Raw genomic sequence first — 13720 nt, forward strand, 5'->3', positions numbered from 1 at the left:
CGTAAATCAGGATTTTCGCTATCAAGCAGACGGCTGCACAACGTCGGGATTAGCCGACGTCTCACACAAAGCCGGTGCCCCATGGCAGAAGAGTTCAGTCCTGGAGACGGTCCTTCGTACCTCGTTCCCGCAGCGATCGTCCTCTCTGTGCTTGTTGCAGGAGCGATCGGCACCTACGCCTATCTTCAGCAAGAAGCACCGGTCGCCAGGTCGGCACCTGCGCCCTCGCCAGCGGTGGTCGAAACACGGGCGCCGCCAGTACAGCCGAAACCGGAGCCGGTGAGCCGCTTCAAGGGCGTTTACGACGCTTTCGAAATTGGTGCGCTTCCTGCCAGTTTCGAGCGGACCAAGAACGCTGCCCGGCTTCTGGACCAGCTTCAGCGGGAGCCTTGTGACCGACAGGCAATCGTACCGCTCGCCTCCCTGATGGATGATGCGGGCTATCCGCGAGAGAGCGCGAAGATCGTGTTGAAATTCGGCGAACGGTGTGGCCAGACGGCAGCGCTCTTTGAGCGGGCCTACTTCGCTCTCTCACGCATCAGCGACTACGCGGGCGCGCTGGAAGTCTCCGAAGCGATGGTGAAGTCCGACCCTGCCAACGGGCGCTACCGTGTGCTGAGGGGGACAGCCCACGAGCACCTGAAGAACTACAGCGCCGCGCTCAGCGATTATCTCAGCACCCTTCAGCTGTTCACCGACCTGTCCAGGGTGGCGGCGAGCGAGTTCTACCGGGTCTCGCTGATGTACGACGCGCTTGGCCGGCCCTGCGATGCGATCACGCCGATGGAGATGTATCTTTCGTATGACATCGTCAAGCGGCAGACGGCGCAGATCTCACAGATGATCAATGAGTTCGCCAACATGGGTAATTGCCGCGCTTCTTATGCGACCGGGTCTGACCGGGTGCTGGTCGCGCCGTCGAACATTGTCGAGGTGACCATCAACGGTGCGAAGGGACGAATGATTGTGGATACCGGCGCCTCGATGGTCTCGATCACTCCGTCTTTCGCAACGCGCGCAGGCATCTCGCCCGATGAGCGCAATCCCATGACCTTCTACGTCGTCGGCGGCACCATCCAGTCCTCTCCGGCGACCGCCCAGCTTGTCGAGGTCGGCAACGCACGGGCTGCGAACGTTCCGGTCGCGGTATCGACCGGCCATTCGTCCGCATACGGCCCGCAGGTTGACGGACTTTTGGGCATGACATTCCTGGCCCGCTTCAACATAACACTCGCCGGTGGCGCACTGGAATTAAAGCCACGCGCCTTGAACTGACCACCAGACTGCCTGTCATCACTCTCATTCAGCAAAAGGATATCTTATGCGCTTTCTGCTTCCGCTTCTTCTCGCGGCCATTGCTATCTCTGGTCCTGCCAATGCCCAGCAGAAACCCTCGAAACCGCAACCCAAGCAGGCGGCGACATGTTCGTACGACGATTGCGTATCGGGCGCCAAGGCGCGCGGCTGGAGCGGCTCGGAGGCGAGCAGCTGGTGCAGCCGTAATGCCGGTGCCTGTCCCCCGCGCTGATCAATAATCTCTTCCACTACGTCGAGGCTCGAAAGACCAAGCGATAGCAAGCTTGGCCGCTCGGGAGCGGCAAGACCGGATGGGAGCAAGCCGCCCTTGCCACCACTGATCTTGCCGCATTCCGTACTGATCTCGCCGCATTCTGCTGCAGGCGCTGGCGCATCCCTCCCGCAGCCTTCCTTTCACGTCTCTCCTTAGCGTCCACCGGCCATGCTCAGTCGGCTGACCTGACGCGGATACCCGTCCGCCGCAAGGGTCAGGCCCTCGCGCAGGCGCGCCCTGCGGGTGCGGCAGCCGTCTCTCCGCGTCTCTCCCGGTCGCCGGCACGGCCGGATGGCCGCAAAACAAGGAGAGACGACATGAGTAAGGAACGCTTCGATATCCACCAGCACCTCACCGACCGCATCGTTGCGGCGATCGAGGCCGGTGCGGGACACTGGCAGATGCCCTGGCATCGCGGCAGCGGCGGGCGGGCACCGGTCAACATCGCCTCGGGCAACAAGTACCGTGGCGTGAACGTTCTTGGTCTCTGGGTTGAGGCCCAGGTCAATGGTTACGGTTCGCACCTGTGGGGCACTTACCGGCAGTGGGCCGAGAAGGGCGCCGTCGTCCGCAAGGGCCAGAAGGCTTCCTACGTCGTTTTCTACAAGGAGATCGAGGTCGACTCCGCCGAAGATGGCGAGGACGAACGCAAGAGCCGCCTGTTTGCGCGTGCGACGCCGGTCTTCAACGCGGACCAGGTCGACGGTCTGAACGAGGCCCCGGTTGCTGCTCCGGTCGAGGAATTGCGGGACGTGGACGGCTTCATTGCCCGTACCGGGGCGAAGATCATCCACGGCGGAAGCCGCGCCTGCTTCATCCCGAAGCTGGACGAGATCCACATGCCGCCGCGTGAGCTGTTCACCGGATCGGCAACGTCAACCGCGACCGAGGCCTACTACTCCACCCTGCTCCATGAGCTGACCCACTGGACCGGCCCTGCGCATCGCTGCGACCGGGACTTGTCCGGCCGCTTCGGAACTGAAGTATACGCGATGGAAGAGCTGGTGGCTGAGCTTGGCGCTGCGTTCCTGTGCGCCGAGCTGGGGATTGCCGTTGAGCCGCGGGCCGACCATGCACAATACCTGGCGCACTGGCTGAAGGTGCTGAAGGCCGACAAGCGGGCGATCTTCACCGCCGCCTCAAAGGCTAGCGAGGCAGCCGCATTCTTGCGAATGGACGTCCCGTCTACGGGACGTTGACCGGCGGCATCGCAGATGTCGGCAGCGGCTTGCTCCCGCCGTCAAACTTGCTTCCGACGTCCGCCACTTCGCGCATCTTTTTGATGCCGAAGGTCTCGTCGGCCGCTTCCACGATTGCCTCCTTGCAGTCTTCATTCGAAATGCAAAATAGGCCGACAACCGCACCGCCCACCACGTAGACGTTGGCCTCTCCCTCAATCTTGACCTTGCCAAGAGGGGTATCGATCTTCGCCAGCTCAACCTTGGTCTTGCCGTTGAGATTGATGGTAATCGATCGCTCGGAAGGTTTCGTGACAGCAGATTCTAACCCCATGCTCTCCAGTCGCGTGGGAGACCACGGCTTGATCGTAAGACCGGCGGCAGCCTCCGAAGCGGATCGACCAGCGGCTTCTACACCGGACTTCGAGCCGGTGAATTTGACGCTATCGGCGAGGGCGACCATGTCGGACCTGCGGGAGAGCAGCTGCGCTACAGGACCACTCATCCCGCTCGATGCGTCCGCCGCTATCAGGTAGTCGTACCGTCCCGTAGACATCAACGCCTTCATAGCGGCTTCTCTCTCCGCTGCGGTAAGCTCGAAAGTCCTGTAGGCATATCCAGACGTCCGGATCCATCCGAACCGTTCAGCGAGCGCAAGGGCGGGCCGCTCAGGTCCGGCATGGGCGGGGGACGCAAGGGGCAGCCAGGTTGAAACTAACGGCACCGCAATCGCCATCACAAGGGAGAGCTTCATGATCGGACCCCGCTTTCCTGCGTTGGAAATGACAACGGGATTGGAGACTACGGCCGCCAAGATGAACCGGAGCTGACCACAACCTAAAGGATCTGCAATGTTGGTCATCGTCACTGTGGCAGAACGTCGCCACGCCGCCGCAGGTGTCTTTCCTGCCACGCCCGTAATCACCGATTACTTCACCACTGGCTGCTTAAGCAGCACCCCCGCTGCTGAATACAATGATGCGCGCTAAGCTTCCCCCGTGCTCGGACACAAAGCCCGCGTTGCTGCGTATGCCCTGATGGCGGCATCGGTCGCGGCGTCCCCGCTCGCAACAGTCAAAACCCGGCCGGCACACACGCCCCCGGCCGCGCATGTCGACGCCGCATCGCCGACCACGCCCGCACCCCGCCGCGACGGCGCGCCGGTGTGCAAGGTCGGCACCGAACGGATAAGCCCTCTCACCGGACGCAAGCAGGTGTGCAAGTGAGCGCGCTGCTAACCCGGATCACTGCTCTGCTCTCGAAGGGAAGGGGCCCAGCATACGGGCGTCAGATTTGCAAAGCTCCAGGCGATGGATTTGCAAAACGTATACAATCCTTAAGCCCCGCCATCATTCCTCTTTTCCTTATTCTCCTCCTGCCACTCCCGCTCACATCCCACGCCGCCCCCGGCGAATGGTCCGACTTCGCGACCGTCAGCATGACCGACCCGCAGACGCCGAAACTCACCAGCAACGGCATCTGCTGGAGCGACGGCACCAACATCCTCTGCGACGGCACCGCGGGACTGGCCAGCGGCGGCGGGACGGTTGCCGACAACATCACCTCCGGCACCACCCGGGTCACCGCCAACACCACCGGTTACATCAGCTTCACCACAGCGGGGACGACCACTGGCTACATGAATACCTCAGGTGTCTTTGTCCTCCCCGGCGTTTCCGCGACCGGCCCCATCAGCGCCACGAACAGCTACTACACAAATGGACTGGTTATCGGTGGAAGCGGATCAATGCCGGGATGGATGGCCGGCAATGGTCTTTACGTGGGAGGCAGCTATTCTGCCCAATTCACCGGGTCTGTTTTCGTTTCAAGCGGCAGAACGTTCGCTTGGGACAACTATAACGCTCTCTATGGAGACTCCACCAACAAGTATATCTCGGTCATCACCTCCGGCACCGAAGCCATGCGCATCGTCAGCACCGGCCAAGTCGGTATCGGAACATCGTCTCCGAATGGTAGGCTGGAAGTAATCGGCAGTCTCGTGGCGGGTGAATTCGACCGCAACATGGCGTGGAACAGCTCCGGCTCGAACTGGTATTACACAAGCGCTAACACGGCCGCACTGGCCATTCGTTCACTAACGACCGCAAGCAGCACTCAGTTCTATGTGGCACCGGGCGGCGCCCAAGGCGCAACAGCAACGGTCAAGTCGGCAATGGTCTTGGACGGCAACACTGGCAACGTGGCAGTTGGAAACGGTAATGTTTATCCCTCCGCCACCCTCCACGTAGGCGGCAGCGTCCTCACCACCAGTTGGACCGGCATCAACTTCAGCGGCAGCAACGTCACTCCCACCGCCCCCCTCGAAGTCTCCGGCACTGTAAGCGCCACCCGCTTCGTCGGCGACGGCTCAGGCCTCACCGGCATCGTCGGCGCATCAAGCGGCGACAACATCGCCAGCGGCACGACAAAAGTCACCGCCAACACCACCGGCTACATCAGCTTCACCACCGGCGGCACCACCACCGGCTACATGGACACGGCGGGGAAATTCATTCTTCCCGGAGTGAGCGCCACGGGTCCAATAAGCGCAACGAGTGTCTATGCCAACAATATGCAAGTCAGCGGCAGTCTATATGTTTCAACGAATATTGTCGGTGGCTTCTTCTGGCCTGCTAATTTCGGCGGCATAAGCTGGGGAACAGGAAGCACTGACTACGTTATCGGCGCCGGAGGCAGCAACCACATGGTCTCCATCGGCACCTCCGGCACCGAAGCCATGCGCATCGTCAGCACCGGCTACGTCGGCATCGGCACTAACGCGCCAAGCGGCACCCTGCATGTTTACTCCACCGCCAACACAAGTGTCACGTTCAGTGCTAACGACGGAAGCGGCGCAGGCACACGGATTATGTTCGACGTGCAGGCCAATACTAACAACCGCACGATGACCATCGGCGGCAGCACCATTCAAGTCTCCAAAACCAACTTCCTCGCCGGGGCACAGCCACTCCTGCTGAATCCGAACGGAGGAAATTTGAGCGTCAACACGTTCTCCAATATCGCCGCTCTACAAGTAAGTGGCACCGCCATCCATACGAGCTGGACGGCTTTGAACATGAGCACTACCCCCACCGCTCCCCTCGAAGTCTCCGGCACAGTAAGCGCGACAAGGTTTGTCGGCGACGGCTCAGGCCTTACCGGCATAGTCGGCGCCTCAAGCGGCGACAACATCGCCAGCGGAACCACCAAGGTCACCGCCAACACCACCGGCTACGTCTCCTTCACCACCGGCGGAGTTACTACCGGCTATATGAACACCGCGGGTAACTTCATCCTGCCAGGTGTCAGCACGACCAACAGTGGCGTGTCCGCTAGTACAGGTTATTTTCCGAATAGCCTTACGGTAGGCACGACAGCCACCAGCAACAGCACTGCTGTGACGCTTCTCGGCCGCGCTTCTATCAATGGCGCCCTGCTCAGCTATCTGGCCGGCACCGGCAACGCGGGCTTTGGTCCAGCCATAACCACCAGCGGCATCAACAATACCTTCATGGGTGTTCTCGCCCTCAGCAACAACAGCGGGGGCTTCAACAATGCCTTCGGCCGCAACGCCTTGACGAACAACACCACGGGCACCAACAACAACGCCTTTGGGGTTCAGTCGCTTGAGCAGAACCTGACCGGAGGGTTCAATGCGGCCTTTGGTGACGGCGCATTGCAGAACAACTTGGTGACCGGCAACAGCGGTTTTGGTACGGGGGCACTGCGTTACAACGACAGAGGCAGCAATAACGTGGCCGTCGGCACCAATGCCGCCGTTGGCGTCAGCGGTTCCACGACCATCACCAATACCGTCTCTGTGGGCGGCTACAGCGGCGGCGCCCTCACCACCGGGGTCAACAACATCTTCCTGGGCGCCTATGCCGGCCGCTATGTCACGACGGGAAGCTCGAACATCCTTATCGGTTATGATGCGTCACCCTCCGCCGCAACTACCGGCAACGCCCTCAACATCGGCAACAGCATCTTCGGCGACATGACCAACGCCGCGAGCGCGGTGGGCGGTGCAGCCAAGATCGGCATCAACTACGTGAGCCCCAGTGTGGCCCTCGAAGTCTCCGGCACGGTAAGCGCCACAAGATTTGTCGGCGACGGCTCCGGCCTCACCGGCATCATCGGCGCATCGAGCGGCGACAACATCGCCAGCGGCACCACCAAAGTCACCGCCAACGCCACCGGCTACGTAAGCTTCACCACCGGCGGCACCACCACCGGCTACATGAACACGGTGGGCAATTTCATCCTCCCCGGCATTAGCACCACCGGTCCTATTAGCACGACCAACGCATACCTCAGCGGAAACATCACCGCTGTCGGCAGCGTTGTTGCAGCTGGCGGGGTCACAGTTAACAACGGCACCAATTTCGGGTGGTCCGGCGTCACCGACTATCTCACTGGCAATGGCAGTCTCCACTATATCGCAGCCGTCACCTCCGGCACCGAAGCCATGCGTATCGTCTCCACCGGCTACGTCGGCATCGGCACCAGCACGCCGAGCTACACCCTCGATGTCAACGGCTACATACGAAGCAAGCAGAGAGTGCAAGTCTATGCAGGCCCAAGCCTTGCCAATATTCTCATGGACTTGACAGGGTTGCACAGCAATGCCTGGGGCTACGGCATGGTGCTTGATACAACTTCAGCCAGCGGTTTCACCAACGCCAACCAGATCTATCTGCACAGTAACGGCAACGTCGGCGTCGGCACCGCTACACCAACCGCCCCCCTCGAAGTCTCCGGCACCATAAGCGCCACCCGCTTCGTCGGCGACGGCTCTCTGCTTACCGGCATCGTCGGCGCCTCCGGCGGCGACAACATCGCCAGCGGCACCACCAAGGTCACCGCCAACACCACCGGCTACATCAGCTTCACCACCGGCGGCACCACCACCGGCTACATGGATTCTTCTGGGCGCTTTATCCTTCCCGGCGTCTCTACAACCGGTACAGTTTCAGCGACCAACGCCTACATCTCAGGACTTCTCGGCATTGGTCGCAATCCGGGCAGCGGTTACTCGGTGGACGCAGCGCAGGCCATCCGCACCGGCAACGTTGTGCAAACCGCTATTGGCGCCGCGAGCGCGCCGGCCCATACGTTTACGCTCGATAACACCACCGGCATGTTCATGCCGACCTCAGTCACTCTCGCTTTCTCTGCCTCCGGCACCGAAGCCATGCGCATCGTCAGCACGGGCTATGTCGGCATCGGCACCTTTGATCCCAGCGTGACCCTGCATATCGTGAAGAACAACGCAGCCAATACCGCGATCCTTGCGATCAACAACTACACCGCGGGCAGCACTCAGGCGACGCTGCTGAGTATTGGCTCCGATGCATCCGCCGGAAACCTGTTCTCCACCTCATCCGCCTACGCCGACTCGGCGACGTTCGACCCCAACCCGGTTGCCAAGGCCTTCTATATCCGCTCCAGTTCGGCGGCCACCGGCGGCCTGCAATTCCTCACCTCTGGCGGCAGCACGGCCGATATTGTCTTCAAGCCCGGCGCAGGCGAGGCCATGCGCGTCAGGTCATTGAACGGCTACGTGGGTATGGGCACCCCAAGCCCCACTGCCAAGCTCGAAGTCTCCGGCACGGTAAGCGCCACGCGCTTCGTCGGCGACGGCTCCCTGCTCACCGGCATTTCCGCGGGTTCAGTCTCTACCGGCGCCTCCGGCTCCTTGGTCTACCGCGACCAGTCCGGCAATCTTGTCGCCAGCTCCAGCCTCAGCATTTCCAGCACAACGGGGAGCGTCGGCATCGGCGCTGGAGCTCCCGCCAACATCGGCAACAACGCCCTCTACACCTCCGGTCACATCTATGCCAACGGTTACCTCTATGGCTCAGGCATGAGCTTCTCCGGCTCAACCGGCAGCTTGCTCTGGGCCGGCAATACTGTGTCCATCGGCGGCAACTCCAACAGCAACCAGAACTATCTAACCTTCAACACCTCCTCCACGGAGGCCATGCGCATCACCTCCACAGGTCTGGTCGGCATTGGCACCACTGCGCCGGTCGCCAAGCTGGATGTCAGCGGTACTATCCGCACTCCCCAAGTAACCATGCCCAACGGGGGGAGCATCAACGCCGCCAGCAACGCTATCGATTTCACCGGCAACAACTATCTCACCTTCACCACCTCCGGCACCGAAGCCATGCGCATCGTAAGCTCCGGCTACGTCGGCATCGGCACCGGCAGTCCCAACAGCAAGCTGGAAGTGAACGGGACAGTGAGCGCCACCGGCGTCAGGGCCGCCCTCGGCGTCACCGCCACTACCGTCTACGCCACCACCATGGGGGTCGGTCTGGTAGCCCCCGCCGCGCCGGGCGGCTTCCCCGCGCTAAGCGTGGTGGCCGATACCGGCCTGTTCGCCCCCTTGAACGTCGCCAACACCAACAGCACCGGCTACACCTACCTCACGGTCAGCGGCACCGCGCGCACTTACGGCATCGGTGTTGGCAACGGCAGCGAAAGCGGCATTGGCGTCGCCAACAAATTCTTCATCTACGACTGGACCGCTGGCGGCACCAACATGCGTATGGTGATCGACTCCTCGGGCAACATGGGCGTGGGCACCGTGAACCCCAACGCCAGGCTGGATGTGGTGGGAACGGTGAGCGGCACCACCGGCCAGTTCAACTCCCTCGGCACCGGCCTCATCGCCGCCACCGGCATTTCGGTCACCACCAACCGCACCAGCGTGACCACCCTCTACGCCAGCGGCGCGGTGCAGTTCGCCAACTACGGCGCGGGCACGCTCACCACCGACGCCTCCGGCAACATCACCGCCTCCTCCGACGAACGCCTGAAGGACATCAGGGGCAGCTTCGCCCGCGGCCTGGAAGCCATCACGTCGCTTAATCCCATCGTCTACCGCTGGAACGCGAAGAGCGGAAACGACACCAGTGGCACCTATGCGGGCTTCTCCGCGCAGGACGTGGCCAAGGCCATCCCCGAGGCGGTCGGCACCGACCAGCGCGGCTACCTTACCCTCTCCGACCGCCCCATCGAAGCCGCGCTGGTCAACGCGGTGAAGGAGCTGAAGGCCGCAAATGACAACCTGCGAGCCGACAACGATGATCTCAGGAAGCGCCTCGAGAGCCAGCAACGGGACATCGACGAATTGAAGAAGCGCGCGGGACAGCGCTAGCACACGGGATGAACACCCCCGTCCTGACCCGCAAGGCCGCAGAGAAGGGGGTAAGGACCAACCGCGTGAAGGCGCAACAGCACGCCCGCGCCATCCACGCGGCGATGCGCCAGCTGACGAAACAGGGCATCACCGAATTCACGGCAATAGCCGCAAGGCTTGAAGCACTCGGCTTCACCGGACCGCGCGGCGGAAGAATAACCCGCGAACGGCTCTACGAAATCCGCCAGCGCCTGCATCGCAAGTAGCTATCCCACCGACCGGCCACATGCAGGTCTGCGTCCCGCGCTAAAACACGCCCGCGCAGGACCGCAGCTCACCTTCCCTCAAGAAAGAATCTTCGGCGCGTTGGCGACCCAACCGGGCTCTACGCGCAAGCGCGCCGGGCCAGCTGTCCCGGCCTCCGGTCACGATCCCTCGCGCAAGAGCATCGCAGCACACGAGACGCCAAGCCCCAACCTGGTAACCCGTCATTTCAACGGCGAACAACCGGGTGAACGTCCAAAGCCACGCATCCGCAACAAATCCGCCAATCCCACCCGCCAAACCTTGCAAATCCGTCGCCTGACCAGCACCGCGGGGGGCGTTGCATATCCATCACCCGTCACCACTCAACCTCCTTGCAGATCCGTGACACGGCAGCCCCATCGCGCCACGCTTGCGTATGGCAGCCGACACTTCACCACCAGCCACGCCGAAGCCTTCAGGCATCAAGCCTCCTGAGCGCTGCCCCCACTGCAACAGCACGCGGCTGATCAAGAAGGGAACCCGCACCAAGAAGCTGGAGACGGTGGCGATGATGAAGTGCAAGGCCTGCGGCCGCACCTTCACGCCGGGCCCTCGTGCGCTGCGCAACAAGACCTACCCGCTCGCGGAAATCATAGACGCCATTACCACCTACAACCGCGGGCACAGCCTGGCCGAAACCGCCGCCCAGCTCTCCTCCCGCTACGGTCACAAGGTCAACAGCGCCACCATCTCGCGCTGGCTGAGCCAGCATCCGACGCTGACCACCTATTCGCGGATGCGCTCATACGGCAAACGGCTCTACAGCCCGCGCCAGCTCATCCGCACCACCAAGCTCTACCACCGGCAGGTCTACGAGTTCGCCTATCACCGCGCCAAACTCGACCTGCTGCGCAAGGGGATGCTTGACCCCTTCATACACCGCAACGAATACGATTCATTTCAGAAACTTGCTGACTTCATTGAAAGCGTTCCCACAATCTGTCCGCACGCCCTCTTCAAGGCGGAAGACGGTGTGCGCGGCTCGCAGCTGGACGACTCGTTCATCGATACCGGAAGCCTCGAAGTTGTCGAGCGCCAGAACGCGGCCACCGAAACCGCGGCGCTGATCATCCCCGGCGTCGGCAGCAACCATGAACGGCACAGCCGCTTGCAGCGCTTCATGCTCGCCAACGATGCCGCCACGGTCGCCGTCGAGGTGCCCATATGGCTCGGCGAGGACGACATCGCCGGCCTGGAGGCCGAGCACGGCATCGAGCTGGTGCCGAAACGGATGCAGCAAGGCGGTGGCCAAGTCCCGAGGCAGGTCACCGGGCACATAGACTTCCTGCAGGTGCGCAACGGCTGCCTGCACATCCTGGACTACAAGCCCGACGCCCGCACCAACCGCCCGTTTGCCCAGCTCACCCTCTACGCGCTGGCGCTGACCAGGCTGGTGCCCGGCCTGCGGCTTTTCACCATCAAGTGTGCCTGGTTCAACGAGACCGCCTACAACGAGTTCTTTCCGCGCAAGCTTCTGAAAGGAACACGCCGCAGCTAAATGCGGCGGCATGACCTCGGTCGAAGGTAAACTATTTCTTGGTAGACGCTTTCTGCTTCTCTCCATCCGGAGCGCGGAGGACAAGCTTGCCGCTCACCGCGATTCCGGCAGCCAGAGACACGTTCAAACCCTTGCCGTCTTCGTGCTTCCACGCGGCGCCGATTTTGGTCCAGTACGGACTGCTGCCGGTTTCATCGACGACGAAGGCCTCGTAGGCCGGTTTGCTTTTGGTGTTCTCACCCATGGGTCCACTCTTTCAAATGTTGATAGATGCGCAGGAGTCTGCGCCTTCAGTGTGAGCGGACCTGCGACAGTCGCAAAGGAATGAGCGGCGGCCGGAGCCACCCGCGCCGGTTTTCTGCGGGCTCATGTTTTTATTGTCGGTCGTCGGCCATCTGATGTGCTGCCCGCAAACGAGAGCGTTTGGGCCTTTCGCGGCCGGAATACCTTGCCGCACCTGCTCCGCGTCGCTCACACTGCCAGGGCTCGCAAGGGCAACGCGCCTCCGTGCTAAACCAAGAAGAAAAAGGAGGTCGCGATGCGTACAGCGAGCGCCTTCCTAAGGCTTGCATGGAAGGGGCTTGAACTCGCGTTCATGCTCACCATCAGGCTCTAGGAAAAGGAAAGGCCCCATTCGAGTGGGGCCCTCCTAGCTAAACCAAGCTCGTGCGTTAGCGAGCAAGGCATTCATACCCCAAACCTTCAAAAACTTCAAGTTGCATTCATGAGATTGGGTTGTGCTCAATCTAAACCGGGTCGCATCGTGCCCGGCACGCGTCAAGGATCGAGACGAGCGGCAGGCCGCCCTTGACGCGCGCCGGACCCGCTGCAAGGGGCTGGCCATCGCTATGCCGAAGTATCGGCATAGACGCCGTTGCTTCTGCTGCGAATTTCGGAACCTAGTGGCTAGGTGTAGCCGCGCTCATGTAGATCGCTCGCACGGGTCAGCTTGAGTGGGTCAACCCAATCCGTGCCATCCGGCTGAATGAATGTGCCTTTGACGTCCAGGCGACTGGCCAAGGGAAGTCGGGTGCCACGACCGGCATACGACCGCCACCTGGGTGGCATCAACATGCCAGGCGCCGCCTCATCAAACACCCGTCTCTCGTCGAACGCCCAGATTTTAGAATATCCGCCCTTAAAGGACCGTTGGATGGCAGGTTGAGGCACTCCAAGCCTCGCGGAAGCTGGCACGACCAGCATCTGCTCAAGGACATCAATGATACGCCGATTGAAGGCCTCGCCTTCTTCTGGGCTCAGGTAGTATTGCGCGCGATATCCGCAACGGCCGTTGAACAGCTGGTCGAAAGACGGCTCAGGCAAAGGAATCTGGCAGACGATGCGATGAGTATCCGGCGGCGCCTCGGTATCTTCGGCCAATTGCCACTGAAATTCGACCAGGTTCGCGCTCAGGGCCTGGTGGGTTGCTGCCGAGAGTTGAGAGATGAGGCTTTCACCGGAAACCGCCTCCAGCAGACGCATGCGACGGTTCGCATCGGGGAGATTGCTCACATCCCAGTCCGAACCTGATACCGATCGCATCGGGCCCACTCCCTTCTGTTTCTCAAGAATCTGGTAAGGCTTACGCCCTACCATGGTGCAGGCCCACTTCGTTCCTTCCATGGACGATACCCCGCCGCGAGCGGCATGACGGGTCAGTGCCTCTCCTCACCGCTTCATCCATCAGACGGTCGGTATTCGGCCTGTTTAGCACAAATTTTAGCACACGCTTAGCACAACATCCAAAAAGATAAGCAAAACAAGATACTTACCGCTTGACGAGAGGACTTAAAATCCCTCGGTGCGCAAGCGCTGTGCCGGTTCGACCCCGGCTGCCCGCACCACGAGATCTGACGTTGGCCCCGCCGCCGCCTCCGCAAGCGGGCCCGCAGCCCGTGATGCAGACCAGGGAATCAGCCGATGAAGAAGGCCAAGCCTGTCAAACTGGCCCTGAACGATGTGGTCAGGCGCGTCACCAGGCTGGACTGGCAGGTGTGAACCGCCCCGGGTTTGCCGGA

The 13720-nt window shown here is 61.6% G+C and carries 9 protein-coding genes; 6 read left to right on the forward strand and 3 right to left on the reverse strand.

Annotated elements, in window-relative coordinates:
• Window positions 1-81: 81 nt before the first annotated feature.
• Both DCM80_RS05335 and DCM80_RS05340 read left to right on the forward strand, forming a co-directional pair.
• Entirely contained in the window at window positions 82-1275 is a 1194-nt protein-coding gene (locus tag DCM80_RS05335; RefSeq protein WP_257196047.1) for a retropepsin-like aspartic protease, read from the forward strand.
• A gap of 612 nt (window positions 1276-1887) precedes the next feature.
• Complete coding sequence (locus tag DCM80_RS05340) at window positions 1888-2769, forward strand: ArdC family protein (RefSeq protein WP_257196048.1); 882 nt, start codon at window positions 1888-1890, stop codon at window positions 2767-2769.
• On the opposite strand, the gene DCM80_RS05345 is transcribed toward DCM80_RS05340, so the two are convergent.
• Entirely contained in the window at window positions 2756-3502 is a 747-nt protein-coding gene (locus tag DCM80_RS05345) for a hypothetical protein (RefSeq protein WP_257196049.1), read from the reverse strand. The genes DCM80_RS05340 and DCM80_RS05345 overlap by 14 nt on opposite strands.
• Before the next feature lie 97 nt (window positions 3503-3599).
• Here DCM80_RS05345 and DCM80_RS05350 point away from each other — a divergent pair, with 97 nt between their 5' ends.
• From DCM80_RS05350 to DCM80_RS05365, 4 genes are all read left to right on the forward strand, one after another.
• The gene (locus tag DCM80_RS05350; RefSeq protein WP_257196050.1) at window positions 3600-3737 is read left to right on the forward strand and encodes a hypothetical protein; all 138 of its coding nucleotides are present in this window, start codon (window positions 3600-3602) and stop codon (window positions 3735-3737) included.
• A 233-nt stretch (window positions 3738-3970) separates the two neighbouring features.
• Window positions 3971-9916, forward strand: coding sequence for a tail fiber domain-containing protein (locus DCM80_RS05355; RefSeq protein ID WP_257196051.1), 5946 nt, complete (start codon window positions 3971-3973; stop codon window positions 9914-9916).
• A gap of 8 nt (window positions 9917-9924) precedes the next feature.
• Window positions 9925-10164, forward strand: coding sequence for a hypothetical protein (locus DCM80_RS05360; RefSeq protein ID WP_257196052.1), 240 nt, complete (start codon window positions 9925-9927; stop codon window positions 10162-10164).
• Between the two features lie 416 nt (window positions 10165-10580).
• The gene (locus DCM80_RS05365) at window positions 10581-11702 is read left to right on the forward strand and encodes a PD-(D/E)XK nuclease family protein (RefSeq protein ID WP_257196053.1); all 1122 of its coding nucleotides are present in this window, start codon (window positions 10581-10583) and stop codon (window positions 11700-11702) included.
• A gap of 31 nt (window positions 11703-11733) precedes the next feature.
• Here DCM80_RS05365 and DCM80_RS05370 read toward each other — a convergent pair whose 3' ends face one another.
• Both DCM80_RS05370 and DCM80_RS05375 read right to left on the reverse strand, forming a co-directional pair.
• Window positions 11734-11946: a hypothetical protein gene (locus DCM80_RS05370; RefSeq protein ID WP_257196054.1), complete on the reverse strand. Its 213-nt coding sequence runs from the start codon at window positions 11944-11946 to the stop codon at window positions 11734-11736.
• Between the two features lie 662 nt (window positions 11947-12608).
• Window positions 12609-13325, reverse strand: coding sequence for a hypothetical protein (locus DCM80_RS05375; protein WP_257196055.1), 717 nt, complete (start codon window positions 13323-13325; stop codon window positions 12609-12611).
• Window positions 13326-13720: the final 395 nt, after the last annotated feature.

It is taken from the genome of Bradyrhizobium sp. WBOS08 (genome assembly GCF_024585125.1).
Lineage (GTDB): Bacteria > Pseudomonadota > Alphaproteobacteria > Rhizobiales > Xanthobacteraceae > Bradyrhizobium > Bradyrhizobium japonicum_B.

What these genes read in the sequence shown, in the direction of transcription:
- DCM80_RS05335 (WP_257196047.1), top strand. Translation starts at nt 82, where the DNA reads ATGGCAGAAGAGTTCAGTCCTGGAGACGGTCCTTCGTACCTCGTTCCC.
- DCM80_RS05340 (WP_257196048.1), top strand. Translation starts at nt 1,888, where the DNA reads ATGAGTAAGGAACGCTTCGATATCCACCAGCACCTCACCGACCGCATC.
- DCM80_RS05345 (WP_257196049.1), bottom strand. Translation starts at nt 3,502, where the DNA reads ATGAAGCTCTCCCTTGTGATGGCGATTGCGGTGCCGTTAGTTTCAACC.
- DCM80_RS05350 (WP_257196050.1), top strand. Translation starts at nt 3,600, where the DNA reads ATGTTGGTCATCGTCACTGTGGCAGAACGTCGCCACGCCGCCGCAGGT.
- DCM80_RS05360 (WP_257196052.1), top strand. Translation starts at nt 9,925, where the DNA reads ATGAACACCCCCGTCCTGACCCGCAAGGCCGCAGAGAAGGGGGTAAGG.
- DCM80_RS05365 (WP_257196053.1), top strand. Translation starts at nt 10,581, where the DNA reads ATGGCAGCCGACACTTCACCACCAGCCACGCCGAAGCCTTCAGGCATC.
- DCM80_RS05370 (WP_257196054.1), bottom strand. Translation starts at nt 11,946, where the DNA reads ATGGGTGAGAACACCAAAAGCAAACCGGCCTACGAGGCCTTCGTCGTC.
- DCM80_RS05375 (WP_257196055.1), bottom strand. Translation starts at nt 13,325, where the DNA reads ATGGAAGGAACGAAGTGGGCCTGCACCATGGTAGGGCGTAAGCCTTAC.